Below are 26,690 nucleotides of genomic sequence, written 5' to 3'. Positions count from 1 at the left end.
AACAAACTGGTAACGGTTGATTGATGTATCGATGGCAAATCTCACCTGAGTAGTCTTAAGCAATAAGGCGCTAAGGAGACCGTAAATGGCTGACACAAAAGCAAAACTCACGCTAAATGGTGATACTGCTATTGAACTGGATGTGCTGAAGGGCACGCTAGGTCAAGATGTTATTGATATTCGTAGCCTGGGTTCAAAGGGGATGTTCACTTTTGACCCTGGTTTCACCTCTACTGCATCCTGCGAATCAAAAATTACGTTCATCGACGGCGATGAAGGAATTTTGTTACATCGCGGCTTCCCGATCGATCAGTTAGCCACCGAGTCTAACTATCTGGAAGTATGTTACATCCTGCTGAACGGCGAAAAACCGACGCAGGCAGAATACGACGCGTTCAGAACCACCGTGACCCGCCATACGATGATCCATGAGCAAATCACCCGTCTGTTCCACGCTTTCCGCCGCGATTCACATCCGATGGCGGTGATGTGCGGGATCACCGGTGCGCTCGCCGCGTTCTATCACGACTCTCTGGATGTTAACAATCCGCGCCACCGCGAAATCGCAGCATTCCGTCTGCTGTCCAAAATGCCGACGATGGCGGCGATGTGTTACAAATATTCTATCGGCCAGCCGTTTGTTTATCCGCGTAATGACCTCTCCTACGCCGGTAACTTCCTGAACATGATGTTCTCCACGCCGTGCGAAACTTATGAAGTGAACCCGGTACTGGAACGCGCAATGGACCGTATCCTGATCCTGCACGCCGACCATGAACAGAACGCGTCCACCTCGACCGTACGTACTGCCGGCTCGTCTGGCGCGAACCCGTTTGCTTGTATCGCGGCGGGTATTGCTTCCCTGTGGGGACCAGCACACGGCGGCGCGAACGAAGCGGCGCTGAAAATGCTGGAAGAAATCAGCTCGGTTAAACACATTCCGGAATTTGTTCGTCGTGCGAAAGACAAGAATGACTCTTTCCGCCTGATGGGCTTCGGTCACCGTGTTTACAAAAACTACGATCCGCGTGCGACCGTGATGCGTGAGACCTGCCACGAAGTACTGAAAGAGCTGGGTACCAAAGATGACCTGCTGGAAGTGGCAATGGAGCTGGAGCACATCGCACTGAACGACCCGTACTTCATCGAGAAGAAACTCTACCCGAACGTCGACTTCTACTCCGGTATCATCCTGAAAGCGATGGGGATCCCGTCCTCCATGTTCACGGTTATCTTCGCGATGGCGCGTACCGTTGGCTGGATTGCGCACTGGAGCGAAATGCATACCGATGGCATGAAAATCGCGCGTCCGCGTCAGCTGTATACCGGCTACGACAAGCGTGACTTTAAATCTGACCTTAAGCATTAATCGTCAGACTGCCGGATGGTGACGCTACCGCGTCTTATCCGGCCTACGGTTGTCAATTCGTAGGCCGGATAAGCGTTAGCGCCATCCGGCAACTTCCCTACCTTTTCTTGACCCTCGTTATATTAATCTTCTCTGCCCTTCTCTATGATTTACGGATAGTTTGTTCATTTTCTTCCGGGAGCACAGGATGCCAGTTCTGCAGTGGGGCTTGTTGTTTTTGCTGTCACTCCTTCTGTCCCTGCTCTTTCTCAGCATTCATCTTCCGGCGGCGTTACTGCTCGGCCCGATGATCACCGGTATTCTGTTTAGTCTTCGCGGTATCTCCCTGCGACTCCCTCGCTGTACCTTCCTCGGCGCGCAGGCCATTCTTGGCTGTATGATTGCGCAGAATTTGTCAGGCTCATTATTAACGACGCTGGCGGCAAACTGGGTAGTGGTGCTGGCGGTGCTGCTGGTGACGCTGCTCTCCAGCACGGTCGTCGGCTGGCTGCTGGTTCGCTACAGTTCGCTACCGGGTAATACCGGCGCGTGGGGCTCATCGCCGGGTGGCGCGGCGGCGATGGTTGCAATGGCCCAGGATTACGGCGCGGACATCCGTCTGGTCGCCTTTATGCAGTATCTGCGGGTGCTGTTTGTCGCCGGAGCGGCGGTGCTGGTGACGCGGTTTATCATGGGCGAAAGCGCGGAAGCCGTCAGCCAACAGATTGAGTGGTTCCCGCCGCTGAGCGGCAATTTGTTCACTACGCTGCTGCTAGCGGCGGTAGCCAGCGTGATTGGACGGGTGCTGCGCATTCCCTCCGGTACGATGCTGGTGCCGATGCTGGTCGGCGCAGTGCTGCACGCGAGCGGCGTGATGGTAATTGAACTGCCGGAATGGCTGCTGGCGATAGCCTATATGATTATTGGCTGGCAGATTGGTCTCGGGTTCGACAAGCAGGTATTTTTTATGGCACTGCGACCGTTGCCGCAGATCCTGGTCTCCATCTTCGCCTTACTGGCGATTTGTGCGGCGATGGCCTGGGGGCTCGCCCACTATATGCAGATTGATTTTTTAACCGCCTATCTCGCCACCAGCCCAGGCGGGCTGGATACGGTTGCGGTGATTGCCGCCGGCAGCCACGCCGATATGACGCTGATTATGGCGATGCAAACCCTGCGCCTGTTCAGTATTCTCCTCACCGGCCCGGCCATCGCCCGCTTTATTTCAGCAAAGGCGCCACGACAGGCGCATTAATGCTGGCAATGTGGACACCAATAAAACGGGCGTGAGGAGAGCGTGGTTTTTGCGATGATCCCGCCGCAGCGCTCGCAGGGTTCACCGTCGCGGTGGAACACCTTAAAACGAAACAGCGCGCCATGATGTTTGTTGTCATCCGCCTGACCGCGCGTGGTATACGACAGGCGCGGAATATCCAACAGCGCATGCGATAACGCTTCCAGTTGCACCTCGCTGAGATCGCGGGCTTTATGCTGACCGGTTAATCCCACCTGCCAGAGGATCTCCACCCGCAGATAGTTCCCCAGCCCGGCAAGAAAGGCTTGATCCAGCAGCAGACCAGAAAACTGGCGGTTGCGAAAACGCGGTGAGAGTAACCGGGTTTTCACCGCCTCAGGCGTCAGGCGTGGGTCCAGCACGTCCGGTCCGACCCGCTGCAGAAAGGGATGGGTGGTCAGTTGCGCCGGCGTCAACATTTCAATATCAGACGCGCTGTAGAGCAGAATGGTTTTGTCCGCCGTTTGCAGTTTAACGCGCAGAACGCGGGTGGTTTGCGGCGTGTCGCCACTGTCCACCACGCGCCAGACGCCATACAGCTGGTTATGGCTGTAGAGCGTCAGGCCATCGGAAAAATGGGTCAGCAGCGCTTTGCCGCGCGTCTCCATCGCCGTGACGGTCTGCCCCACCAGCGGGGATTGATACGGTTTTAACTGCGCAAAGGCAAACCAGACATCCGTCAAGGGTTTGCCTTTGATCGCCGCCTCCAGGTTATCCGCCGCGCGGCGGATTTCCGGGCCTTCAGGCATGGTTCTGTCCTTATCTGAGAAGATTAGTGCGTGGCACCACCCGTCACGGCGATGTCATCGTCGACCTGTAATGCGGTGGCGATCGCCACCTCCAGCGCCAGACGCACCGTTTCCGCCGCCATACTGGGTGCTCCCGGATGCGCCGCCGCCTGCTGCGGCAGATAAGGGATATGGATGAATCCCCCCTTCACCTCCGCACTACCGCTCAGTTTGTGCAGCAATCCGTACATCACATGGTTGCAGACAAACGTCCCCGCCGTCTGTGATACCGACGCTGGCACGCCGGCTTCACGCATCGCCGCCACCATCGCTTTGATCGGCAGCGTGCTAAACCAGGCCGCAGGCCCGCCGACAACAATCGGCTCATCCACCGGCTGTTGGCCTTTATTGTCCGGGATACGGGCGTCGTCGACGTTGACAGCCACGCGCTCAACGGTGATATCCGACCGTCCGCCCGCCTGACCGATCGCCAACACCAGCGACGGAGAGAGCGTATCAATGGCCGAGTTCAGCACACTGAGTGCGTCGCCAAACACACACGGCAGTTGGCGTGCCACCACGCGACACTCCGCGATGATAGCATTGTCGAGGCGAGAGACCACTTCCCAGGAAGGGTTAACCTGCTCGCCGCCGAAGGGCTCAAACCCGGTAATTAAGACTGTTTTCATCCGTCCTCCTTACAGGAACATCAGGAAATACATCAGGAACACGTTAACGAGCAGTAACAGCACACCGGTCGGCACCTGCGCTTTAATGACCGCGTTTTTATCCGGCAGTTCCAGCAGCGCGGCGGGCACAATGTTAAAGTTCGCCGCCATCGGCGTCATCAGCGTGCCACAATAGCCGGAGAACATCCCGATGGCCGCCATCACCGCCGGATTCCCGCCGTGCTGGAGCACCAGAATCGGAATGCCAATCCCCGCCGTGACAATCGGAAAGGCGGCAAACGCATTGCCCATCACCATCGTCAGCAGAGCCATCCCAATGGTATACACCGCCACCGCAATGAAGCGGCTGTCGACGGCCAGATACTCTTGCGTAAGATATGAAATTCCGCTGCCGACACCTGCCGCCGTAAACAGCAGCCCTAACGTCGCGAGGATCTGCGGCAGAATAAATGCCCAACCGATGGAATCCAGCAGGCGGCGCGCCTCCTGGACTGGCTGATGCACCTTCTCATGGGTCATTTTAATCGCCATACCCAGACCAATCAGCGAGCCTGCGGTCATCGAGAACAGCGTCACCAGCGTGGCGTGATTGCCCGGTCCAAACAGGGCATCCTGCAATCCCGGAATATGGTTGAACATCAGCACACCAATCACGGTGACGACCGGAATGGCCAGCGCCGGATAAAACAGGCGGTTCCCCAGACGCGTGGCGCTCTCTTCACGCTGCTCGCGGGTACGCTGATGATAACTCCCCAATTTCACGCCGCCAAAGCCGGCGATCAGCGCCATTAACACCACCGCGACACCCACGGCAATGTTGACCGTACGTTTGTCGCCCACCAGTTGATATGTCCAGTCGCCCAGTAAGAACAACAGCCCGTAGACGCCCCAGAATAGCCCCGTCGTCAACCGACGCGGATTGGCTTTGTCCTGCCAGGACATGATGGCGACAATGAGCAGAACGATCCCCGCCAGCCAGTAGAGGTAGCTTTGCTGAAAATTCATTGCGCCTCTCCTTTGCGGGTATCAACAGAACCGGCTTTCGCCATCTCGCGTTGCAGATAGTTATCCAGTCGCCACAGTCGCGTGCCGTGGATCACAAAGGCGCACAGGGCCGTCGGGATCCCCCACAGGGCAATGTGCAGCGGCTCGGTCTGAATGCCGCCAGACTCCAGCATAAAGTTGTGCATGAAGATAATCGCGCCGAACGCCACGAAAATATCCTCACCAAAAAAGAGTCCCACGTTATCCGTCGCCGCCGACATCGCCCGCAGGCGGTAGCGCACTGCGCCGGGCAATGTCCCGTACGTCTTCTCCGCTGCCCCTTCCGCCATTGGCGCTAACAGCGGGCGCACCATTTGCGGATGTCCGCCCAGGCTGGTCAGCCCCAGCGCAGCGGTAGCCTCACGAATGAACAGATAGACAATCAGCAGGCGACCTGACGTGGCGCTTTGAATTTTGGCAATCCACGCCTGAGCGCGTTCTTTCAGACCGTGACGCTCGAGCAGGCCAATAACCGCCAGCGGGATCAGCAGGATAAACGGCAGGTTGCGGGTGTTGAGAAAACCTTCGCCCAGCTTTTCGAGGATCGTGGCGAACGGCATTTGCGCCGCCAGCCCAGTGACGATTCCGGCGACAATGACCACCAGCACCGGGTTAAAACGTAAAAGGAATCCAACCACAATGACGGCGATGCCCATCAGTGGCCAGAGAGTTATTGCATCTCCCATAATCCATTCCTGTATGTTATGTTTTGTTGTGGTGTTTTTATATGCACAGCCCCTCAGTGGGGGCTGCGTCAATTCTTATGCGATAATCTTGATACCGCGTGATTCAAATGCCGAGCGTAAACGGCGGGCGAAGGCCAGCGCGTGTTCGCCATCGCCATGAATACAAACCGTCTGCGCGGTGACGCTTGCCCATTCACCGGTGAGGCTTTTTACGCGTCCGCGCTCAACCATCTCCAGCGTTTGTGCCAGCGACTGTTCTTCGTCTTCAATCAGCGCGCCTGGTTGGCTGCGCGGCACCAGGCTGCCATCCGCCAGATAACCACGATCGGCGAACACCTCCTGACGCGTGGTGAGACCGTAGCGCTCACCCGCGCGGATCAGTTCGCTTCCCGCCAGGCCGACCAGAATCAGCGCCGGATCGCAGGCGTGCACCGCCTTCGCAATGGCATCCGCCAGTTGCGGATCTTTCGCCGCCTGGTTGTAGAGCATGCCGTGAGGTTTCACATGACGCATGACGCCGCCCTCCGCCCGGGTCATTGCCGCCAGCGCGCCGATTTGATACAGCGTTTGTGCGTAGACCGTTTGTGCAGGCAGCGTCATCGCCGTGCGGCCAAAGTTTTCCCGATCCGGAAAGCTCGGATGCGCGCCAATGGCAACGCCATTTTTCAGCGCTTCACGCACGCTTGCCAGCATGGTTTGCGCATCGCCGGCATGAAATCCGCAGGCAATGTTAGCCGATGAGACCAGCGTCAACAGCGCGCCATCGCTGGCGCAGCCTTCACCGAGGTCCGCATTTAAATCAATGTTCATCGTTGAGTCGCCATGTGAGTTGTTGCAGATAGCGCTGTTGGTCCTGACGCGCTTTCAGCGCCTCCTCCAGCGAACACTGAACAAAGTGAATGGGTTGACCGAGCGGGATCTGCGCCAGATGGTACATGTCAGCCTCGATAATACAGGCGATGCGCGGATAGCCGCCGGTCGTCTGGGCATCATTCATTAACACAATCGGCTGGCCGTTGTGCGGTACCTGAACCACACCAGGCAGCAGACCGTGCGACACCAGTTCCCGATCCGTCGTTCGCGTCAACGGCTGCCCCTGTAAGCGGTAGCCCATCCGGTTACTCTGCGGACTGAGATGCCACGGCGATCGCCAGAACGACTCCTGCGAAACCGCGTCAAATTCGTGATACTCCGGCCCCGGTAGCGCCCGAATGCGGTTCCCCCACAGCAGCTGTTTTACCCCCAGCGCCTCCCTGAACGTGCGTCGGGGTTTGCCGATGGCCAGCCGGTCGCCATCTTTGAGCAGACGACCTTCCAGCCCGCCAATGCCCACTTTGAGATCGGTACTGCAAGACCCCATCACTTCCGGCACGTCGATGCCGCCCGCCAGCGCAAGATAGCTGCGCATACCGTGCTGCGGACGCTTCAGCGCCAGACGCTGGCCCGCTTTTACCGGCAGACGCCAGCCTGTCCAGACGGGGTGATTGTCCAGTCGCGCTTCACATCCCGCACCGGTCAGGGCAAACCAGCCGTCGGTTTCAAACTCCACCACTAACTGCCCAAGGGTAATTTCCAGTACTGGCGCACTGGCCTCATTGCCCACCAACAGGTTGGCGATTTGCATCGCGGGTTTATCCAGCGCGCCGCAGTGGCTGACGCCTGACTGACGAAAACCGTGCCGACCGCCGTCCTGAACCGAGGTGTACAGTCCCGCGCGAATAATATTCAGCATACCCCCTCCTTCTGCGGGATAAAGCGCACGCTGTCGCCGGGGCGCAGGAGAACCGGTTGCTCTTTTTTCGGGTCGAACAGCGGCAGCGCGGTGTGTCCGATCAGTTGCCAGCCGCCGGGTGTTGGCAGCGGATAAATGCCGGTTTGCGGCCCGCCGATACCCACCGACCCCGCCGGAACGATCAGCCGCGGCTCAGCGCGTCTTGGCGTGTGCAGTTGTTCCGGTAAGCTGCCGAGATACGGGAATCCGGGCTGAAAACCTAAAAACCAGACCACGTACTCGACCGACGCGTGCAGTTCCACCACCTGCTTTTCGCTCAGACCGCTGTGGCGGGCAACGTCTGCCAGATCGGGACCGCCAGCACCGCCGTAGGTCACCGGAATTTCGATATAGCGCGAGTCAGGCTCCAGCGCCTCACTCTCCTCCCACCAGCGTTGCAGGCGTTCAATCGCATCCAGCGCCAGCGTTTGCGGGTCACGCAGGATCACGGTGATATTGTTCATTCCAGGAATAGCCTCAACAACGTTTGGTGTCTCAACCAAACGCTGGGCCAGTCGCCAGATACGTTTCTGGCTCGCCAGCGTCACCGGCGGCTCAAGCTCCAGCACCACCGCCGTTTCACCTAACAGATAACAACGCGCTCGTTGCACTTGCGTTCCTCTTGTTCTTACCACCCGCTTCATCAGGCGTTATTGTCGCAGCCAGTCTGGACTCGGGCAGCGCGCGAAAACCGGAGCGTACAGGGAGTACGTGAGGATTTTGAGCACTGCCCAGGGCCAGAATGGCAAGTAAAATAGCCCTTATGAGGCGGGTTATGCAGGGTTGGGAATATCAATAAATGTCACATCCAAATCGGAGTTCTCCGTCAGCCATTCGCTGAGCGCACGGATCCCGCCGCGTTCGGTAGCATGGTGTCCGGCGGCGTAGAAATGCAGCCCCTGTTCACGGGCAGAGTGGATGGTTTGTTCAGAAACTTCGCCGGTGATAAAGGCGTCGACGCCAGCCTGCGCGGCGCTGTCGATGAAGCTTTGTCCACCGCCGGTGCACCAGGCAACACGTTTAACGGTATCCGGCCCGGTATCACCGCACCACAGCGGCTTGCGTCCAAGACGCGCTTCAATCCACGACGCCAGTTCCAGCCCCGGCACCGGAATCGCCAGTTCGCCCCAGGGAACCAGCGGCTCGATTTCCCCCAGCACGGTGATCCCCAGCAGGGCCGCCAGCTGTGCGTTGTTGCCCAGTTCGGGATGCGCATCCAGCGGGAGATGCCAGCCGTAGAGGTTAATGTCATTCGCCAGCAGTGTTTTCAGGCGATTGCGCTTCATCCCGCGAATCACCGGGGACTCGCCTTTCCAGAAATAACCATGATGAACGATGACCGCATCGGCCTGCAAACGCACCGCTTCATCCAGTAACGCCTGACTGGCGGTCACGCCGGTGACAATTTTCTGCACCGTCTCTTTGCCTTCAACCTGTAAACCGTTTGGCGCGTAGTCGCTGATGGCGGCGCTGTTCAGTTTCTCGTTGATCAGTTGCTCCAGTTCGGTGTTTTTCATCATCGATCCCTTGTTTATTTATGCACTCCGTTAACATAGCGTCCCTGTGCCTGTTCGTCGATAGACAATTTATTAGCCATATTAAGAAACCATCGCCCCGCATTAAACCATAAAAAGAAGGACGGGTTTACACGCGTCCTTCTGAATATTTATGGCGCCAGACCGCATAGTCACCGTCAGCTTTTTCGCGCGGCCTCATACGCGGCAAGCGTCTCCATGCGCGCCTGTTTGTGATCGACAACAGGCTGCGGGTAGTCGAGCGTGATGCCCGCGTTTGTCGCCCATTTCCACGGTTCGTGTATCGCCTTGCCCGGTACATCGCTCAGTTCTGGGATCCACTGGCGGATAAACTCACCGTCGCAGTCGAACTTTTCACCCTGCGTCGTCGGGTTAAAAATGCGAAAGTACGGCGCGGCGTCGGTTCCGGTGGAGGCCGCCCACTGCCAGCCGCCGTTATTTGCGGCGAGATCGCCATCAATCAGTTGCGTCATGAAATAACGCTCGCCTTTACGCCAGTCGATCAGCAGATCTTTCACCAGGAAGCTGGCCGTAATCATCCGCAGGCGGTTATGCATCCAGCCGGTGGCGTTCAGTTGCCGCATCGCCGCATCGACAATCGGATAACCCGTTTTTCCTTCTTGCCAGGCCTGAAAATGGGCCGCGCTGTCTCGCCAGCGCACGCGATCGGTCCAGAGGATAAAGGGGCGGTGTTTGCACAGTTTGGGATGGTACGTCAGCAGATGACGATAAAACTCGCGCCAGATGAGTTCGTTCAGCCAGACGCTGCCCGTGCCGCCGTCCAGCGCCTGCGGCTGTTCCGCCAGCAGGCGATGCAGGCACTGGCGTGGCGACAAGCCCCCCGTTGCCAGACTGGCGGACAAACGACTGGTGCCCTCAATCGCCGGGAAGTCACGTCGTGCTTCGTACTCGCCCGCGCCCTGCTGGCAAAACTGACGCAGCCGGGCAATCGCAGCTTTCTCGTCTGCCGGGAAAAGGGTCTGGTCAAAATCCTGCTGTGGATAGTTAAGGTTAATCGGAGGCAGCGATGTCGAAACCTCATGCCCTTCACGCCGTTCGGGCGCGGGAACACACACCGGCATCCCCTCCTTCAGCCGTTTTAGCCAGGCGTTTTTAAACGGCGTGAAGACTTTATACATCTCATGATTTCCCGTCATCACCGAGCCTGGCGGCAGGATCACGCTGTCATCAAACCCTTCGCAAACCACATCAGGTAACGCGCGTTCCACTGCCGCATCGCGCTCACGCTCATTCACTTCGTACTGGTAGTGGTAGAACAGATGGCTGACGGCCTGCTGTTCACACACCGATTTCACCACGTCGATGCTGGCCGCAAAGTCATCGACCTCCTCAAACAGTAACGGAATGCCCTTTTCCGCCAGCGCCTTTTGTAAGGCGGTCAACTGGGCCTGGATAAAAGCGGCCTGCCGCGGTGACATTTCATGGTTCGCCCACTGTCCAGGCGTGGAGATAAACAGCGCCACGACGCGCGCGGAGCGGTGGCGACAGGCGGCGGCAAGGGCAAGATGGTCATGCAGGCGGAGATCGCGGCGAAACCAGACCAGATGGGTGGACATAACACTCCCGAAAGAAAAAATCAGCTCCCGTAGCGCAGCCGCAGAGCTTCCGGCCAGGGATCAAAATAGCGTTGCCCGGAGAGATACGCATCCGGATATTCCGCCATATAGTGTTTGAGCAGCGTGACTGGCGCAAGCAGTGGTTGCGTAGCGCGTCGGTAGCCGTCAATGAGGGAAGCCAACTCCTGCCGCTGGCGGGCATTGAGCTGTTTGCGAAAATAGCCCTGAACGTGCATCAGGACATTGGTATGGTTACGCCGGGTGGCAGGATGGGACAGCAGTTTCATCAGGCGCAGACGATATTCAATGAAAAACGCATCCAGGTTTTCCCATTCGTGGATAGCAGCGACAAAGCGCCCCAGTTCGCGGTATTCCGGCTGTGAATGAGCCAGCAGTAACAGTTTATAGCGGCTGTGATAGTTAATCAGCGCGCCGCGCGTCAGTCCTTGTTGGCGAAGACCATGCAATTCATGCAGTGCATAAATCCGCGCGACAAAATTTTCTCGTAACTGTGGATCGTGCAGTCGCCCGTCTTCTTCAACCGGGAGCCACGGAAAGCGCGCCATCAGCACTGCGGTATAGATACCGCGCCCGGCCTTACGGTTGTTTTTTCCTTCCGCGTCATACACGCGTACGCGTTCCATGCCGCAACTGGGGGATTTCGCACAGACGATATAACCACAAAGGTGTTCGAAACGACTGACACGTTCTTCACTGAACGCGGTCATCATCTGGGTTAAATCGCCCTCCCGCCGATCGCTGAAACGCAATGCAATTGCCTCTTCCATTTTGACTAAACGCAGTGCAGGACGCGGCACCGGCAGGCCGATCGCCATTTCCGGACAAACGGGTTCAAAGTGCACCCACGGTGAAAGTTCTTCGACTGCAAAGGTCAGGCGCTTATGTCCACCATCAAAGCGAACCGCCTCCCCTAACAAACAGGCGCTAATGCCAACAGGGATTTTCTCGCTCATGATGTCTCCTTTTCCATTTCTGAAATAAGTGTAGACACAGAGACATAAAAAAACCGCCACATTGCTGTTGGCGGTTTTTCTGAACGCGATAGTCTTAGTAGAAATCGCCGGTGGCTTTTTCAGCCTGATCCATCCACACCGGTTTATCGCTGGTTTTTGACCACACACGGTGTAAATAGCTATAAAAACGGGCGCGGTCTTTCCAGAACAACATGACCGGCAGCGCCAGCACCCCAGCCACGACGGCGAAAGTACGGCGTAACAATACAACATGTGCTGGATATTCTTTGTACAACCCCATGATTCTCTCCCCTTTATCTGGCCGGTAATCATCACCGGTAAAGTCAAATTGGTTATCTGCTGAAAATAGTACCGCTTTGCGTGTAATTTTACTACTCATCCGACCACTTATTTTTAGCTATTTACGCTTTGTTTATCTTTATCGCGTAATTAAGTTACATAAAGGTTAAATTAATACTAATCATTAGTTAAATGATGGTCTTTGCCATTTTTATACTTTTTTTACACCCCCGACGCCGATTTTTGCGAAATCTTTGCAGCCAGATATTTACGCTTTGTTTATCTCATTTATGCCACTGGAGGTGCACTGTGAGTGCAGGCGTGATAATCGGCATCGTGCTGATTTTCTTATTATTAGGTTACCTGGTGTATGCATTAATCAATGCGGAGGCGTTCTGATGGCTGCGCAAGGATTTTTACTCATCTTCAGTTTCCTGGTGATTTTATTCGTACTCGCAAGAGCGTTAGGCACGGGCCTGGCGCGGCTGATCGGCAATAACTCGCTACCCGGTACGGCAGGCATTGAGCGCCTGATCTGGCGCGGGCTGGGCATTTCGTCACGCGAAATGAACTGGAAGCAGTACCTGCTGGCGATCCTCGCGCTGAATATGCTGGGGCTGACCATCCTGTTTCTGCTGTTGTTGTGGCAGAACCTTCTGCCGCTGAATCCACAGCAGCTGCCTGGCCTGTCGTGGCATCTGGCGCTCAACACCGCGGTCAGCTTTGTGGCTAACACCAACTGGCAGTCCTACAGCGGGGAAACCACCTTAAGCTACTTCAGCCAGATGGCCGGACTGACGGTACAAAACTTTTTATCTGCCGCAACCGGGATCGCCGTGGTATTTGCCCTGATCCGCGCCTTTACGCGCCAGAGCATGAGCACGCTGGGCAATGCGTGGGTCGATCTGGTGCGCATTACGCTGTGGATCTTATGCCCCATCGCGCTGGTGATTGCGCTGTTCTTTATTCAGCAAGGCAGCCTGCAAAACCTGCTGCCCTATCAACCCTTCACCACCCTTGAAGGCGTGCAACAACTGCTGCCGATGGGGCCAGTGGCCTCGCAGGAAGCCATCAAAATGCTGGGGACCAACGGCGGCGGTTTCTTTAACGCTAACTCTGCGCATCCATTCGAAAACCCCACTGCGCTGACCAACATGGTGCAAATGCTGGCGATCTTTTTAATTCCAGCCGCACTCTGCTTCGCGTTTGGCGACGCGGCAGGCGATCGTCGTCAGGGACGGATGCTGCTGTGGGCCATGTCGCTCATCTTTATCGTCTGCGTTGCGGTGGTGATGTGGGCAGAAGTTCAGGGCAACCCGCATCTGCTGCAGTTTGGCGCAGATTCCAGTCTCAATATGGAAGGTAAAGAGAGCCGCTTTGGCGTGCTGGTGAGCAGTCTGTTTGCCGTGGTCACGACGGCGGCCTCTTGCGGCGCGGTGATCGCCATGCACGACTCGTTGACTGCGCTGGGCGGCATGGTGACGATGTGGCTAATGCAAATTGGTGAAGTGGTATTCGGCGGCGTCGGTTCAGGTCTTTACGGCATGCTGCTGTTCGTGCTGCTGGCGGTGTTTATCGCCGGGCTGATGATTGGTCGCACACCGGAATACCTGGGCAAAAAAATTGATGTTCGCGAGATGAAAATGACCGCGCTGGCGATTCTGGTCACCCCTGCGCTGGTTTTACTCGGTACCGCGCTCGCCATGATGACCGATGCGGGGCGCAGCGCCATGCTTAACCCCGGTCCACACGGCTTTAGTGAAGTGCTGTACGCCGTCTCTTCAGCGGCCAACAACAACGGCAGCGCCTTTGCCGGTCTGAGCGCCAACACCCCGTTCTGGAACTGCCTGCTGGCATTCTGCATGTTTGTCGGCCGCTTCGGGGTCATCATCCCGGTGATGGCGATTGCCGGCTCGCTGGTGGCGAAAAAAAGCCAACCGGCCAGTCCTGGTACGCTGGCGACCCACGGCGCGCTGTTTATCGGTTTACTGATAGGCACTGTGCTGTTAGTCGGCGCCCTGACCTTTATTCCCGCACTGGCGCTTGGCCCAGTCGCTGAACATCTTTCCTTACGCTGAGCAATGCGGAGCAGAATGTTATGAGTCGCAAACAACTGGCGCTGTTCGAACCCTCTCTGGTCGCTCAGGCGCTGATGGACGCAGTGAAAAAATTAAGTCCACATACCCAGTGGAGCAACCCGGTGATGTTCATCGTCTGGATTGGCAGCCTGCTGACTACCGCTATCGCGCTCGCGATGGCGACGGGACAGATGGCGGGCAGCGCGCTGTTTACCGGGGCAATCAGTCTGTGGCTGTGGGTCACCGTACTGTTTGCCAACTTTGCCGAAGCACTCGCCGAGGGGCGCAGTAAAGCGCAGGCCAACAGCCTCAAAGGGGTTAAAAAAACCGCCTTCGCGCGCAAACTGCGTGAGCCGAAGTACGGCGCGAAGATGGACCACGTCCCGGCCGATGAGCTGCGCAAAGGCGATATCGTGCTGGTGGAAGCAGGCGATATTATTCCCTGCGACGGCGAAGTCATTGAAGGCGGCGCCTCCGTGGATGAAAGCGCCATTACCGGCGAGTCCGCGCCGGTGATTCGTGAGTCCGGCGGCGATTTCGCCTCGGTAACCGGTGGGACGCGCATTCTCTCCGACTGGCTGGTGATCGAATGCAGCGTGAACCCTGGCGAAACCTTCCTTGACCGGATGATCGCCATGGTCGAAGGCGCGCAGCGCCGTAAAACGCCCAACGAGATTGCCCTGACTATTCTGCTGGTCGCCCTGACGATTGTCTTTTTACTGGCAACCGCCACGCTGTGGCCGTTTTCAGTCTGGGGCGGTCACGCGGTCAGCGTCACGGTACTGGTCGCCCTGCTGGTTTGTCTGATCCCGACGACTATCGGCGGGTTGCTCTCCGCCATTGGCGTTGCCGGGATGAGCCGTATGCTCGGCGCGAACGTCATCGCCACCAGCGGACGCGCAGTGGAGGCCGCAGGCGACGTGGACGTACTGCTGCTGGACAAAACCGGCACTATCACGCTGGGCAACCGTCAGGCCTCGGACTTCCTGCCTGCACAGGGCGTGGATGAAAAAACGCTGGCCGACGCCGCACAGCTCTCTTCATTAGCCGATGAGACGCCGGAAGGCCGCAGCATCGTAATCCTCGCCAAGCAGCGGTTTAACCTGCGCGAGCGTGATGTGCAGTCGCTGCATGCCACCTTTGTTCCCTTTACCGCCCAGAGTCGCATGAGCGGCATTAACATCGACAACCGGATGATTCGTAAAGGCTCTGTCGATGCTATCCGTCGCCACGTTGAGGCCAACGGCGGCCAGTTCCCGGCGGATGTTGAGCAGAAGGTGGATAGCGTCGCCCGTCTGGGTGCCACGCCGCTCGTGGTGGCGGAAGGTTCCCGCGTATTAGGCGTGATCGCGCTGAAAGATATCGTCAAGGGCGGGATAAAAGAGCGTTTTGCCCAGTTGCGTAAAATGGGTATCAAAACGGTGATGATTACCGGCGATAACCGTCTGACCGCCGCAGCCATCGCCGCCGAAGCGGGCGTAGATGACTTCCTTGCCGAAGCGACGCCGGAGGCTAAACTGGCGCTCATCCGCCAGTACCAGGCTGAAGGTCGCCTGGTGGCAATGACCGGTGATGGCACCAACGACGCCCCGGCGCTGGCCCAGGCCGATGTCGCGGTGGCGATGAACTCCGGTACGCAGGCGGCAAAAGAAGCAGGCAACATGGTGGATCTCGACTCCAATCCCACCAAGCTTATCGAAGTGGTGCACATCGGCAAACAGATGCTAATGACGCGCGGTTCGCTGACCACCTTCAGTATCGCCAACGACGTGGCGAAGTACTTCGCGATCATTCCGGCCGCGTTCGCCGCGACCTATCCGCAGTTGAATGCGCTGAACATTATGCGTCTGCATTCGCCTGATTCGGCCATCCTGAGCGCGGTAATTTTTAACGCCTTGATCATTGTCTTTCTGATCCCGCTGGCGCTGAAAGGCGTGAGCTACAAACCGCTTTCCGCGTCAGCCATGCTGCGTCGTAACCTGTGGATCTACGGTCTGGGTGGTCTGGTTGTGCCGTTTATTGGCATCAAAGTGATTGATTTACTGTTGACCCTGCTGGGTCTGGTGTGAGGTGTCTGATGAGTGGTTTACGTCCGCTGTTCTCAACAATGATGTTCCTGATGCTGCTAACGGGCGGCGTGTATCCGCTGCTGACCACTGCGCTTGGGCAATGGTGGTTCCCGCATCAGGCCAACGGTTCACTGATTCTGGATGACCACGGGGTGCGCGGTTCTGCGCTAATCGGGCAGAACTTTACCTCTGAAGGCTATTTCCAGGGACGGCCTTCGGCCACCGCTGAAATGCCCTATAATCCCATGGCTTCCGGCGGCAGTAATCTCGCCGTCAGTAACCCGGAACTGGATAAACAACTGCAAAGCCGGATCGCTGCCCTGCGCGCCGCCAACCCGCAGGCTAGTCGTAGCGTACCGGTGGAACTGGTCACCGCCTCCGCGAGCGGGCTGGACAACAACCTGACGCCCGCCGCGGTGGCGTGGCAAATCCCTCGCGTGGCGCAGGCTCGCCATCTCACCATTGAACAGGTGACGCGACTGGTTGCAAAATACACGCAGAAACCGCCGGTGAGCTTTATCGGTCCGTCGGTGGTCAATATTGTGGAACTCAATTTAGCGCTGGACGGGCTCTGATGGTTGATGATGACGTTTTACGCCCCGATCCCGATCGCCTGCTGGAGCAGGCGGTTGCCCCGCATCGCGGAAAACTGAAAATTTTCTTCGGTGCCTGTGCGGGCGTAGGAAAAACCTGGGCCATGCTCGCCGAAGCCCAACGCCTGCGCGCACAGGGACTGGACATCCTGATTGGCGTGGTGGAAACGCACGGACGCAAAGAGACCGCTGCCCTGCTGGACGGTCTCAGCATCCTGCCGTTGAGGCGGCAGGCACGCCACGGACGACATATCAGCGAGTTCGATCTCGATGCGGCGCTCGCCCGTCGTCCGGCGCTGATCTTAATGGATGAACTGGCGCACAGTAATGCGCCAGGCTCACGCCATCCCAAGCGCTGGCAGGACATTGAAGAACTGCTCGATGCCGGTATTGATGTCTTTACCACCGTCAACGTGCAGCATCTTGAAAGCCTGAACGACGTGGTCAGCGGCGTGACGGGGATACAGGTACGCGAAACCGTACCGGATCCGTTTTTTGACGCTGCCGACGAGGTGGTGCTGGTCGACCTGCCTCCTGACGATCTGCGTCAGCGCCTGAAAGAGGGCAAAGTCTATATCGCCGGACAGGCCGAGCGCGCTATCGAACACTTCTTCCGCAAGGGCAATTTAATCGCGCTACGCGAGCTGGCGCTGCGCCGTACCGCCGATCGGGTGGACGATCAGATGCGCGCATGGCGGGGCCGTCCAGGTGAAGAAAAGGTCTGGCATACCCGTGACGCCATTCTGCTCTGCATTGGTCACAACACCGGCAGTGAAAAACTGGTGCGCACCGCCGCGCGACTGGCATCGCGACTGGGCAGCGTCTGGCACGCCGTCTACGTCGAAACGCCGGCGCTGCATCGTCTGCCCGAAAAGCAGCGGCGTAATATTCTGCATGCCCTGCGACTGGCGCAAGAGTTAGGCGCGGAAACCGCCACGCTGTCCGACCCCAGTGAAGACAAAGCGGTGGTCCGCTACGCCCGCGAGCACAATCTGGGAAAAATTGTGCTGGGACGCCCGACCACGCGGCGCTGGTGGCACCGGGATTCGTTTGCCGACCGGCTGGCGAAACGCGCGCCGGAACTGGATCTGATGGTTGTTGCCCTGGACGATCCGCCGGTCAGGGCGCTGACGTCTGTGCCTGATACCCGCGCCTTTAAGGACAAATGGCGGGTGCAAATTCAGGGCGGCCTGGTCGCTGTCGCACTCTGCGCCCTTACCACCTTTATTGCCAGCCAGTGGCTGGCCGCCTTTGATGCCGCTAACCTGGTGATGCTCTATCTACTTGGCGTGGTGGTCATCGCGCTCTTCTATGGCCGCTGGCCGTCGGTGTTTGCCACCTTTATTAGCGTGGTCAGTTTTGACCTGTTTTTCATTGCGCCACGCGGCACGCTCGCCGTCTCAGACGTGCAGTATCTCCTCACCTTTGGCGTCATGCTGACGGTGGGCCTGATCGTCGGTAACCTGACGGCGGGGGTGCGTTACCAGGCCCGCGTCGCGCGCTATCGGGAACAGCGAACGCGCCATCTTTATGAAATGTCGAAAGCGCTGGCGATGGGACGCCGTGCACACGATATCGCCACCACCAGCGAGCAATTTATTGCCTCCACGTTTCATGCCCGCAGCCAGATTTTGTTGCCGGATGAAGAGGGTAAACTGACCGCCCTCACCCACCAGCAGGGAATGACGCCCTGGGATGATGCCATTGCCCGCTGGAGCTTTGATAAAGGGTTACCGGCGGGAGCCGGCACCGATACCCTGCCCGGCGTGCCGTACCAGATCCTGCCTTTACGCAGTGCCGATAAAACACACGGACTGGTGGTTGTTGAACCGGGCAATCTGCGCCAGTTGATGATCCCCGAACAGCAGCGACTGCTGGAAACGTTCACCCTGCTGGTAGCGAATGCGCTGGAGCGCCTGACCTTAACGGCCAGCGAAGAACTGGCGCGGATGGCCAGCGAACGTGAAAGCCTGCGAAACGCCCTGCTCGCCGCGCTTTCTCACGACCTGCGTACCCCGCTAACCGTGCTGTTTGGTCAGGCGGAAATCCTCACGCTCGACCTCGCCAGCGAAGGCTCGCCCCATGCCAGACAGGCCAGCGAAATTCGCCAGCATGTGCTGAATACCACCCGCCTGGTCAACAATCTGTTGGATATGGCACGCATTCAGTCGGGCGGTTTCAACCTCAAGAAAGAGTGGCTGACGCTGGAAGAAGTGGTCGGCAGCGCGCTGAAAATGCTGGAACCCGGCCTGGTTCATCCGGTGAATCTTTCCCTGCCCGCGCCGCTGACCCTCATTCACGTCGATGGCCCGCTGTTCGAGCGGGTGCTGATTAACCTGCTGGAAAATGCCATCAAATATGCCGGACCGCAGGCGGAGATCGGTATCGACGCACACGTGGCAGACAAACATCTGCAACTTGACGTCTGGGATAATGGGCCGGGCATTCCGCAAGGTCAGGAGCAGCGCGTTTTCGATAAATTCGCGCGGGGGAACAAAGAGTCAGCGGTGCCGGGCGTTGGGCTGGGGCTGGCCATTTGTCGGGCGATTGTGGAAGTGCACGGCGGGACAATTGCCGTCTATAATCGCCCTCAGGGCGGTGCCTGTTTCCGTGTTACACTGGTGCAAGAAGCCCCGCCAGAACTTGAAGATTTTCATGAGGATATGTGACAAACGTTCTGATTGTTGAAGATGAGCAAGCCATTCGCCGCTTTCTGCGTACCGCGCTGGAAGCTGATGGTCTGCGCGTGTACGAAGCCGAGACCCTTCAACGCGGCTTGCTGGAGGCGGCAACGCGCAAGCCCGATCTCATTATTCTCGATCTCGGCCTGCCGGATGGTGACGGTATTGATTTCATTCGCGACCTGCGACAGTGGAGCGCCGTTCCGGTGATTGTGCTCTCTGCCCGTAGCGAAGAGAGTGACAAAATTGCCGCGCTGGACGCGGGTGCCGATGACTATCTGAGCAAGCCTTTTGGCATTGGCGAGTTACAGGCGCGCCTGCGCGTTGCCCTGCGCCGTCATTCCGCTACCCCCTCCCCCGAACCGGTGGTGCGCTTTTCCGATGTGGAGGTAGACCTCGCTGCGCATCTGATTCATCGCGGCGAAACGGAAATCCACCTGACGCCGATTGAGTTTCGCCTGCTGGCCGTATTGCTTAACAACGCCGGAAAAGTGCTTACCCAGCGCCAGTTGTTGAACCAGGTCTGGGGACCGAACGCCGTCGAGCACAGTCACTATTTGCGTATTTATATGGGCCACTTGCGACAGAAACTGGAGCATGATCCCGCCCGACCCCGCCATTTCATTACCGAAACCGGCATTGGCTATCGTTTTATGCCCTGAATGGTTATTCATTTATTTTAAATAAAACAAAAATAATATCTTTATTATTTTTTGTGTCACAATAGATATATTTCCCATCACGAGTAAAATCCTAAAAAAATAATAAAATACATTTATATAACATATAAATAACAATGCGATATCTTATCGCACGATATGCATAAACAGCGACTAATTATTTTGAAAATGATCGTTTATTATTGATCCTCTTCACAGAATGATGCCATTTCCTGGATAAAATACCCTCACCTTCCACTCATCCAGTAAAGGTAAGCAAAATGGAAAATAATAGCCGTACAATGCCCCATATAAGGCGGACAACGCATATTATGATGTTTGCCCACCGTAATAGCTTTGACTTTCATTTCTTTAATGCCCGTTAGTCTTTCGACTATGGGCACTCCAGCATACAGGTCTTCCTGACTCGCTGTATCACAGGCTCACGCCTGTATTCCTCAGTGCTCACTCTGCTTAAGCCTTGATTCGCCTGTGACCGGACAGGTAAGGTTTTTTGCATCCTAAAAAAAGCAATTTACTGATTTATTTATCAGGGGACACACTTTGCTTTTATTCCGGAGTTATCAGTTTCTCATTCGAGAAATTGAGGACCTGCTATTACCTGAAAATAAAGAGATGAAAATGTCTGAATTAAAAATTGCCGTGAGTCGTTCTTGTCCTGACTGTTTTTCTACACAACGCACGATTGTGAATGTTGATGAAAGCCATTTTATTGATGTGGCTGCAGTGGTGTTATCTGTCAATGATATTGAACGTGGAAAACTCGATGAAATTGACGCGACCGGCTACGGTATTCCCGTCTTCATCGCAACGGAAGAGGAAGAGCGCGTTCCGGCAGAATATCTACCACGCATTTCGGGCGTATTTGAATGTCACGAAGCCCGTACCGCTTTCTACGGTCGTCAGTTAGAAACGGCAGCCAGCCATTACGAAACGCAATTACGACCCCCGTTCTTCCGCGCGCTGGTTGACTATGTTAACCAGGGGAACAGCGCCTTCGACTGCCCAGGACACCAGGGTGGCGAGTTTTTCCGCCGTCACCCGGCTGGCAACCAGTTCGTGGAATATTTTGGCGAAGCGCTTTTCCGCTCCGACCTGTGTAATGCCGACGTGGCAATGGGCGATTTGCTGATCCACGAAGGCGCGCCGTGCATTGCCCAGCAGCATGCCGCGAAGGTGTTTAATGCCGATAAAACCTACTTTGTGCTGAACGGAACCTCTTCGTCCAACAAAGTGGTGCTTAACGCGCTGCTCACTCCGGGCGATCTGGTGCTCTTCGACCGCAACAACCATAAGTCAAACCATCACGGCGCGTTATTGCAGGCGGGCGCAACGCCGGTCTATCTGGAAACGGCGCGTAACCCGTACGGTTTCATCGGCGGGATCGATGCTCATTGTTTTGAAGAGAGCTATCTGCGTGAGTTAGTTAGCGAAGTGGCACCACCGCGTTCCCGGGATGCACGTCCGTTCCGTCTTGCCGTCATCCAGTTAGGAACCTACGACGGCACGATTTATAACGCGCGTCAGGTGGTGGATAAGATTGGTCACCTTTGCGACTACATCCTGTTCGACTCCGCCTGGGTAGGCTATGAGCAGTTTATCCCGATGATGGCGGATTGCTCACCACTCCTGCTGGAACTGAACGAAAACGATCCGGGTATTCTGGTGACGCAGTCGGTTCACAAGCAGCAGGCAGGCTTCTCCCAGACCTCGCAAATACACAAAAAAGACAGCCATATCAAAGGCCAGTCGCGTTATGTACCGCATAAACGCATGAATAATGCGTTTATGATGCACGCCTCCACCAGCCCGTTCTATCCGCTGTTTGCGGCGCTGGATATTAACGCCAAAATGCACGAAGGCGTCAGTGGTCGCAATATGTGGATGGATTGCGTGGCGAACGGTATCGACGCCCGTAAGCTGATCCTCGATAACTGCCATCATATTCGCCCGTTCGTTCCGCAATGGATTGAGGGTAAACCGTGGCAGTCTTACCCTACCGCGGAAATTGCGAATGACCTGCGCTTCTTCCACTTCGTCCCAGGCGAACGCTGGCATGCGTTTGAAGGGTACGCCGAGCATCAATACTTTGTTGACCCCTGCAAACTGCTGCTGACCACGCCGGGGATCAACGCACATAGCGGCGAATACGACACCTTCGGCGTCCCGGCAACCATCCTTGCCAACTTCCTGCGTGAAAATGGCGTGGTGCCGGAAAAATGCGACCTCAACTCGATCCTGTTCCTGCTGACCCCGGCGGAAGATATGGCAAAACTGCAACAGCTCGTCGCCCTGTTGGTGCGTTTCGAGCGGTTGCTGGAGTCTGATGCGCCACTGGCTGATGTACTGCCGTCGCTCTACAAACAGCACGAAGCGCGCTATGCCGGTTATACCCTGCGCCAGCTGTGTCAGGAGATGCACGACCTGTACGCACGCCATAACGTGAAGCAGCTGCAAAAAGAGATGTTCCGTAAGTCGCATTTCCCGCGCGTTAGCATGAACCCTCAGGAAGCCAACTACGCGTATCTGCGTGGTGAAGTGGATCTGGTGCCTCTGCCAGAAGCCGAAGGCCGCATTGCCGCTGAAGGCGCGCTCCCTTACCCGCCAGGTGTGCTGTGCGTGGTTCCGGGGGAAGTCTGGGGCGGCGCGGTACTGCGTTACTTCAGCGCGCTGGAGGAAGGGATCAACCTGCTGCCCGGTTTTGCGCCGGAGCTTCAGGGTGTGTACGTCAAAGAGTGCGATGGTCGCAAACAGGTGTGGTGCTACGTGATTAAACCTCGTGAAGCACAGACTGGCCTGTTGAAAGGAGAAGCATTATGAGTAAAGCCAAATCCAATAAAATGGGCGTGATGCAACTCACCATCCTGACCATGGTCAATATGATGGGTTCCGGGATCATCATGCTGCCGACCAAACTGGCTGAAGTCGGCACCATTTCGATTATCTCCTGGCTGGTTACCGCTGTCGGTTCCATGGCGCTGGCCTGGGCGTTCGCCAAGTGTGGCATGTTTAGCCGTAAATCCGGCGGGATGGGTGGCTACGCGGAATATGCGTTTGGTAAATCCGGCAACTTTATGGCGAACTACACCTACGGGGTGTCGCTGTTGATTGCCAACGTCGCCATCGCGATTTCCGCCGTGGGTTATGGTACCGAGCTATTTGGCGCTACTCTCACCCCGGTGCAAATCGGTCTCGCCACCATTGGCGTGCTGTGGATCTGTACGGTTGCTAACTTTGGCGGTGCGCGCATTACCGGACAGATCAGCAGTATCACCGTCTGGGGCGTCATCATTCCGGTGGTCGGCCTGTGCATTATCGGCTGGTTCTGGTTTAGTCCAACCCTGTATGCCAACTCCTGGAACCCGCATAACGTACCGTTCTTCACGGCGGTCGGTTCGTCTATCGCGATGACGTTGTGGGCATTCCTTGGTCTTGAATCGGCGTGTGCTAACGCGGAAGTGGTGGAAAACCCTGAAAAGAACGTACCAATTGCCGTACTGGGCGGGACGCTGGGCGCGGCGGTGATCTACATCGTCTCCACCAACGTCATTGCCGGGATTGTGCCTAACATGGATCTGGCAAACTCGACCGCCCCGTTTGGTCTGGCGTTTGCGCAGATGTTCACGCCGGAAGTGGGTAAAGTGATCATGGCGCTGATGATCATGTCCTGCTGCGGGTCGCTGTTAGGCTGGCAGTTCACGATTGCCCAGGTCTTTAAATCCTCTGCCGACGAAGGTTATTTTCCCAGGATCTTCTCTCGCGTGACTAAAGTCGATGCGCCCGTTCAGGGAATGCTGACGATTGTGGTCATCCAGAGCGGCTTATCGTTGATGACTATCAGCCCGTCGCTGAACAGCCAGTTTAACGTGCTGGTCAACCTGGCCGTGGTAACGAACATCATCCCGTACATCCTGTCGATGGCCGCGCTGGTGATCATTCAGCGAGTGGCGAATGTTCCGGCGGCGAAAGCAAAATCGGCAAACTTCGTGGCGTTCGTGGGTGCGATGTACAGCTTCTATGCGCTCTACTCGTCAGGTGAGGAAGCGATGCTGTATGGTTCCATCGTGACCTTCCTCGGCTGGACGCTTTATGGTCTGGTCTCACCGCGCTTTGAACTGAAGAATAAGCACGGTTAAAACCCTGCCCGGTGGACGTATTGCTATACGACAGTCATAAAAGGCGCCCTGTGGCGCCTTTTTTTCACTTCTGCAAAAGAAGAAGGTGAGCACAGGAAAGCGTAATCCGATCGGAGCGAGAACGTTTTTCACAGTCTGTGATGTTCATCATTAAAACATCGTTTTATTTTTAATGAATGCATGTTCTATTTACATCCTGAATGTTTCGACAGAATTTCATTAGGTTCAGGGGCCGACTGAGGCCAAAAATTTCTATCAGGAGATGAACATGAAAAAAGCATTTTGTATGGCGCTCTTGCTGTTAAGCAGCTCTTGCTTTGCACAGAGTACAGACGTTAAAGCGGTGACAGATGCCGTAGAAAGCATGCGTCAGGCGATGCTGAGCGGTGAAAAATCCAGTCTGGAAAAAGTGGGAACCGCCTCCCTGAGCTATGGCCATTCCAGCGGAAGAATTGAAAATAACGCCGAATTTGTTGACGCTATCGTGACAGGAAAATCACAATTCAAGACCTTAAATCTGAACGATCAGACTGTTCAGATTGATGGCGATGTCGCGATCGTCCGCCATATTCTGGAGGCGAAAACAAACGACAGCGGCAAACCAGGCGAAGTGAAAATCGGCGTGATGCTGGTGATGAAAAAAGACAGCGCGGGTGACTGGAAGTTATTAGCGCGTCAGGCGTATAAGCTCCCCCAATAACCACGCGAACTTCCAATATCGTGCGAGCGTAGGCCTGATAAGCGAAGCGCCTTCAGGCAATAAAACAACGCCGGATGGCAGCCTACGGGAAAGCGTGCGGGAATAGAAAAAGGAGCCAATCGGCTCCTTTTTAATGCGACTTTTTAACTCAGGCGTTTTTCAGCACTTCGCTGACAATTTCGACGGCTTCTTTCTCGATCTGCTTGCGATGCTCTTCACCGAGGAAGCTCTCGCAATAGATCTTGTACGCATCTTCCGTACCGGACGGACGCGCGGCGAACCAGCCGTTGTCGGTCATCACTTTCAGACCGCCAATCGACGCACCGTTACCCGGTGCTGCGGTCAGACGCGCGGTTATCGGGTCACCTGCCAGCGTGCTGGCGCTGACCATCTCCGGAGACAGTTTAGACAGCGCCGCCTTTTGTGCGGACGTTGCGCCTGCCTGCAGACGGTTGTAGCTCGGCGCACCAAAACGGGCAGCAAGCTCGTTGTAGTGCTCCTGCGGGTTCTTCCCGGTGACGGCGGTAATTTCTGCCGCCAGCAGGCACATGATGATCCCGTCTTTATCGGTAGACCACGGCGTACCGTCGAAACGCAGGAAGGATGCCCCCGCGCTCTCTTCACCGCCAAAGCCGAAGCTGCCGTCAAACAGACCATCAACAAACCATTTAAAACCAACCGGGACTTCCACCAGTTTGCGCCCCAGATCGTTAACCACGCGGTCGATCATGGCTGAAGAGACCAGCGTTTTACCGACGGCCACCTCTTTACCCCACTGCGGACGATGCTGGAACAGGTAGTTGATCGCCACCGCCAGATAGTGGTTTGGATTCATCAGCCCCGCCGGGGTGACAATACCGTGACGGTCATAATCGGGGTCGTTGGCGAACGCCAGGTCGAACTTGTCGCGCAGCGCGAGCAAACCGGCCATCGCACACTCAGACGAGCAGTCCATACGGATCGCGCCATCTTTATCGAGATGCATAAAACGGAAGGTTTGATCAACCTGATCGTTCACGATGGTCAGGTTCAGTTTGTAATGCTCCGCGATACGTTTCCAGTATTCAATACCGGAACCGCCCAGCGGATCCACGCCCAGCGTCAGACCGGCTTTCTGGATAGCAGCCATGTCGACGATGTCCGCCAGCCCTTCAACGAACGGCTGTACCAGGTCCTGTTCTTTGACATGACCGGACGCCAGCGCCGCATCCAGAGAAATACGCTTCACGCCTTTGAGGTCATCAGCCAGTAGCGCATTCGCGCGGTCTTCCACCACTTTCGTGACGTTAGTATCTGCCGGGCCACCGTTAGGCGGGTTGTATTTAATGCCGCCATCTTCCGGCGGGTTGTGGGACGGGGTAATGACAATACCGTCAGCCAGTGGGCCGCCTTTTTTGTTGTGGACCAGAATGGCATTCGATACGGCTGGCGTTGGGGTAAAACCGTTGTTCTCCTGAACAATCACGTCGACACCGTTCGCTGCGAGCACTTCCAGTACGGAGATAAACGCCGGTTCGGACAGCGCATGGGTGTCTTTACCCACATAGCACGGACCCGTAATGCCGTTTTTCGCACGCTCTTCCGCGATAGCCTGCGCAATCGCCAGAATGTGGGGCTCGTTGAAGCTATGACGACCTGCACTGCCACGGTGTCCGGAAGTGCCGAACTTCACCGCGTGTTCCGCATTTCCTTTTGCGGGCTTCAGTACATAGTATTGTGCCGTCAGTTGAGCGACGTTAATCAAATCACTTTGTTGCGCAGGCTTGCCTGCACGGTCGTGGATTGCCATTGCCTGGTCCTTTTCTGC

Annotated in this window: 24 protein-coding genes; 12 read left to right on the top strand and 12 right to left on the bottom strand. The window is 56.5% G+C overall.

Translation table 11 applies throughout. The features are described from left to right. Positions 1-85: 85 nt before the first annotated feature. Entirely contained in the window at positions 86-1,369 is a 1,284-nt protein-coding gene (locus ACERJC_RS02245) for a citrate synthase (protein ID WP_152405451.1), read from the top strand. 187 nt (positions 1,370-1,556) lie between these two features. After that, complete coding sequence (locus tag ACERJC_RS02240) at positions 1,557-2,603, top strand: AbrB family transcriptional regulator (protein ID WP_286632701.1); 1,047 nt, start codon at positions 1,557-1,559, stop codon at positions 2,601-2,603. On the opposite strand, the gene nei is transcribed toward ACERJC_RS02240, so the two are convergent. The 11 genes from nei to ACERJC_RS02185 form a co-directional block, all read right to left on the bottom strand. Further along, entirely contained in the window at positions 2,600-3,391 is a 792-nt protein-coding gene (gene nei / locus ACERJC_RS02235) for an endonuclease VIII (protein ID WP_286632700.1), read from the bottom strand. The two genes, ACERJC_RS02240 and nei, sit on opposite strands and share 4 nt — an antisense overlap. Before the next feature lie 23 nt (positions 3,392-3,414). Then, positions 3,415-4,059 (bottom strand): pyroglutamyl-peptidase I, encoded by a 645-nt coding sequence (pcp, locus tag ACERJC_RS02230; RefSeq protein ID WP_286632699.1) that lies wholly within the window; start codon positions 4,057-4,059, stop codon positions 3,415-3,417. A 9-nt stretch (positions 4,060-4,068) separates the two neighbouring features. After that, the gene (locus tag ACERJC_RS02225; RefSeq protein ID WP_046477541.1) at positions 4,069-5,064 is read right to left on the bottom strand and encodes a DUF979 domain-containing protein; all 996 of its coding nucleotides are present in this window, start codon (positions 5,062-5,064) and stop codon (positions 4,069-4,071) included. After that, on the bottom strand, positions 5,061-5,789 hold the full coding sequence (locus ACERJC_RS02220) for a DUF969 domain-containing protein (RefSeq protein ID WP_046477539.1): 729 nt from the start codon (positions 5,787-5,789) through the stop codon (positions 5,061-5,063). Before ACERJC_RS02220 ends, ACERJC_RS02225 begins: the two co-directional genes overlap by 4 nt. A 75-nt stretch (positions 5,790-5,864) precedes the next feature. Beyond that, on the bottom strand, positions 5,865-6,599 hold the full coding sequence (pxpA, locus tag ACERJC_RS02215; protein WP_373670918.1) for a 5-oxoprolinase subunit PxpA: 735 nt from the start codon (positions 6,597-6,599) through the stop codon (positions 5,865-5,867). After that, positions 6,589-7,521, bottom strand: coding sequence for a 5-oxoprolinase subunit PxpC (gene pxpC, locus ACERJC_RS02210; RefSeq protein WP_371895779.1), 933 nt, complete (start codon positions 7,519-7,521; stop codon positions 6,589-6,591). Before pxpC ends, pxpA begins: the two co-directional genes overlap by 11 nt. Then, on the bottom strand, positions 7,515-8,171 hold the full coding sequence (gene pxpB, locus ACERJC_RS02205; protein WP_152405458.1) for a 5-oxoprolinase subunit PxpB: 657 nt from the start codon (positions 8,169-8,171) through the stop codon (positions 7,515-7,517). The genes pxpC and pxpB overlap by 7 nt, the downstream gene beginning before the upstream one ends. Positions 8,172-8,333: 162 nt before the next feature. Further along, on the bottom strand, positions 8,334-9,077 hold the full coding sequence (gene ybgI / locus ACERJC_RS02200) for a radiation resistance protein YbgI (RefSeq protein WP_286632726.1): 744 nt from the start codon (positions 9,075-9,077) through the stop codon (positions 8,334-8,336). 176 nt (positions 9,078-9,253) lie between these two features. Then, complete coding sequence (gene phrB / locus ACERJC_RS02195) at positions 9,254-10,672, bottom strand: deoxyribodipyrimidine photo-lyase (protein ID WP_373670917.1); 1,419 nt, start codon at positions 10,670-10,672, stop codon at positions 9,254-9,256. 20 nt (positions 10,673-10,692) lie between these two features. After that, on the bottom strand, positions 10,693-11,646 hold the full coding sequence (locus tag ACERJC_RS02190) for a YbgA family protein (RefSeq protein WP_373670916.1): 954 nt from the start codon (positions 11,644-11,646) through the stop codon (positions 10,693-10,695). 94 nt (positions 11,647-11,740) lie between these two features. Beyond that, complete coding sequence (locus ACERJC_RS02185) at positions 11,741-11,947, bottom strand: YbfA family protein (protein ID WP_152405461.1); 207 nt, start codon at positions 11,945-11,947, stop codon at positions 11,741-11,743. A 308-nt stretch (positions 11,948-12,255) separates the two neighbouring features. On the opposite strand from ACERJC_RS02185, the gene kdpF reads away from it, so the two are divergent. From kdpF to ACERJC_RS02135, 10 genes are all read left to right on the top strand, one after another. Then, on the top strand, positions 12,256-12,345 hold the full coding sequence (gene kdpF, locus ACERJC_RS02180) for a K(+)-transporting ATPase subunit F (RefSeq protein ID WP_042285393.1): 90 nt from the start codon (positions 12,256-12,258) through the stop codon (positions 12,343-12,345). Next, positions 12,345-14,024, top strand: a complete 1,680-nt coding sequence (gene kdpA, locus ACERJC_RS02175) for a potassium-transporting ATPase subunit KdpA (RefSeq protein ID WP_373670915.1) — start codon at positions 12,345-12,347, stop codon at positions 14,022-14,024. Before kdpF ends, kdpA begins: the two co-directional genes overlap by 1 nt. A 20-nt stretch (positions 14,025-14,044) precedes the next feature. Then, positions 14,045-16,093, top strand: a complete 2,049-nt coding sequence (gene kdpB / locus ACERJC_RS02170) for a potassium-transporting ATPase subunit KdpB (RefSeq protein ID WP_373670914.1) — start codon at positions 14,045-14,047, stop codon at positions 16,091-16,093. Positions 16,094-16,101: 8 nt separating this feature from the next. Beyond that, positions 16,102-16,668 carry a potassium-transporting ATPase subunit KdpC gene (gene kdpC, locus ACERJC_RS02165; RefSeq protein WP_152405464.1) on the top strand — a complete coding sequence of 189 codons (567 nt, stop codon included), beginning with the start codon at positions 16,102-16,104 and terminating at the stop codon, positions 16,666-16,668. Next, positions 16,668-19,355 (top strand): two-component system sensor histidine kinase KdpD, encoded by a 2,688-nt coding sequence (kdpD, locus tag ACERJC_RS02160; protein WP_373670913.1) that lies wholly within the window; start codon positions 16,668-16,670, stop codon positions 19,353-19,355. Before kdpC ends, kdpD begins: the two co-directional genes overlap by 1 nt. After that, positions 19,352-20,029, top strand: a complete 678-nt coding sequence (gene kdpE, locus ACERJC_RS02155) for a two-component system response regulator KdpE (RefSeq protein ID WP_152405466.1) — start codon at positions 19,352-19,354, stop codon at positions 20,027-20,029. The genes kdpD and kdpE overlap by 4 nt, the downstream gene beginning before the upstream one ends. Before the next feature lie 278 nt (positions 20,030-20,307). Beyond that, positions 20,308-20,412, top strand: coding sequence for a leader peptide SpeFL (gene speFL / locus ACERJC_RS02150; protein WP_114149115.1), 105 nt, complete (start codon positions 20,308-20,310; stop codon positions 20,410-20,412). Between the two features lie 256 nt (positions 20,413-20,668). Further along, positions 20,669-22,867, top strand: a complete 2,199-nt coding sequence (speF, locus tag ACERJC_RS02145) for an ornithine decarboxylase SpeF (protein ID WP_152405467.1) — start codon at positions 20,669-20,671, stop codon at positions 22,865-22,867. Then, a complete protein-coding gene (gene potE, locus ACERJC_RS02140; protein WP_373670912.1) occupies positions 22,864-24,183 on the top strand; it encodes a putrescine-ornithine antiporter in 1,320 nt (439 codons plus the stop codon). Before speF ends, potE begins: the two co-directional genes overlap by 4 nt. A gap of 268 nt (positions 24,184-24,451) precedes the next feature. Beyond that, positions 24,452-24,883, top strand: a complete 432-nt coding sequence (locus ACERJC_RS02135; protein ID WP_152405469.1) for a nuclear transport factor 2 family protein — start codon at positions 24,452-24,454, stop codon at positions 24,881-24,883. A gap of 148 nt (positions 24,884-25,031) precedes the next feature. Here ACERJC_RS02135 and pgm read toward each other — a convergent pair whose 3' ends face one another. Continuing rightward, positions 25,032-26,672, bottom strand: coding sequence for a phosphoglucomutase (alpha-D-glucose-1,6-bisphosphate-dependent) (pgm, locus tag ACERJC_RS02130; protein ID WP_152405470.1), 1,641 nt, complete (start codon positions 26,670-26,672; stop codon positions 25,032-25,034). Positions 26,673-26,690 lie beyond the last annotated feature (18 nt).

The sequence above is a fragment of the Citrobacter telavivensis genome, from assembly GCF_041807075.1.
GTDB lineage: Bacteria > Pseudomonadota > Gammaproteobacteria > Enterobacterales > Enterobacteriaceae > Citrobacter_A > Citrobacter_A telavivensis.
Note: the sequence above shows the minus strand (reverse complement) of the source record. Positions and strands in the feature narration are given on the sequence as shown.

What these genes read in the sequence shown, in the direction of transcription:
- kdpC (WP_152405464.1), top strand. Translation starts at nt 16,102, where the DNA reads ATGAGTGGTTTACGTCCGCTGTTCTCAACAATGATGTTCCTGATGCTG.
- pxpC (WP_371895779.1), bottom strand. Translation starts at nt 7,521, where the DNA reads ATGCTGAATATTATTCGCGCGGGACTGTACACCTCGGTTCAGGACGGC.
- potE (WP_373670912.1), top strand. Translation starts at nt 22,864, where the DNA reads ATGAGTAAAGCCAAATCCAATAAAATGGGCGTGATGCAACTCACCATC.
- ACERJC_RS02135 (WP_152405469.1), top strand. Translation starts at nt 24,452, where the DNA reads ATGAAAAAAGCATTTTGTATGGCGCTCTTGCTGTTAAGCAGCTCTTGC.
- pgm (WP_152405470.1), bottom strand. Translation starts at nt 26,672, where the DNA reads ATGGCAATCCACGACCGTGCAGGCAAGCCTGCGCAACAAAGTGATTTG.
- pxpA (WP_373670918.1), bottom strand. Translation starts at nt 6,599, where the DNA reads ATGAACATTGATTTAAATGCGGACCTCGGTGAAGGCTGCGCCAGCGAT.
- ACERJC_RS02225 (WP_046477541.1), bottom strand. Translation starts at nt 5,064, where the DNA reads ATGAATTTTCAGCAAAGCTACCTCTACTGGCTGGCGGGGATCGTTCTG.
- speF (WP_152405467.1), top strand. Translation starts at nt 20,669, where the DNA reads ATGTCTGAATTAAAAATTGCCGTGAGTCGTTCTTGTCCTGACTGTTTT.
- ACERJC_RS02220 (WP_046477539.1), bottom strand. Translation starts at nt 5,789, where the DNA reads ATGGGAGATGCAATAACTCTCTGGCCACTGATGGGCATCGCCGTCATT.
- nei (WP_286632700.1), bottom strand. Translation starts at nt 3,391, where the DNA reads ATGCCTGAAGGCCCGGAAATCCGCCGCGCGGCGGATAACCTGGAGGCG.
- kdpA (WP_373670915.1), top strand. Translation starts at nt 12,345, where the DNA reads ATGGCTGCGCAAGGATTTTTACTCATCTTCAGTTTCCTGGTGATTTTA.
- ybgI (WP_286632726.1), bottom strand. Translation starts at nt 9,077, where the DNA reads ATGAAAAACACCGAACTGGAGCAACTGATCAACGAGAAACTGAACAGC.
- phrB (WP_373670917.1), bottom strand. Translation starts at nt 10,672, where the DNA reads ATGTCCACCCATCTGGTCTGGTTTCGCCGCGATCTCCGCCTGCATGAC.
- pcp (WP_286632699.1), bottom strand. Translation starts at nt 4,059, where the DNA reads ATGAAAACAGTCTTAATTACCGGGTTTGAGCCCTTCGGCGGCGAGCAG.
- ACERJC_RS02240 (WP_286632701.1), top strand. Translation starts at nt 1,557, where the DNA reads ATGCCAGTTCTGCAGTGGGGCTTGTTGTTTTTGCTGTCACTCCTTCTG.
- kdpB (WP_373670914.1), top strand. Translation starts at nt 14,045, where the DNA reads ATGAGTCGCAAACAACTGGCGCTGTTCGAACCCTCTCTGGTCGCTCAG.
- ACERJC_RS02245 (WP_152405451.1), top strand. Translation starts at nt 86, where the DNA reads ATGGCTGACACAAAAGCAAAACTCACGCTAAATGGTGATACTGCTATT.
- speFL (WP_114149115.1), top strand. Translation starts at nt 20,308, where the DNA reads ATGGAAAATAATAGCCGTACAATGCCCCATATAAGGCGGACAACGCAT.
- ACERJC_RS02185 (WP_152405461.1), bottom strand. Translation starts at nt 11,947, where the DNA reads ATGGGGTTGTACAAAGAATATCCAGCACATGTTGTATTGTTACGCCGT.
- kdpD (WP_373670913.1), top strand. Translation starts at nt 16,668, where the DNA reads ATGGTTGATGATGACGTTTTACGCCCCGATCCCGATCGCCTGCTGGAG.
- ACERJC_RS02190 (WP_373670916.1), bottom strand. Translation starts at nt 11,646, where the DNA reads ATGAGCGAGAAAATCCCTGTTGGCATTAGCGCCTGTTTGTTAGGGGAG.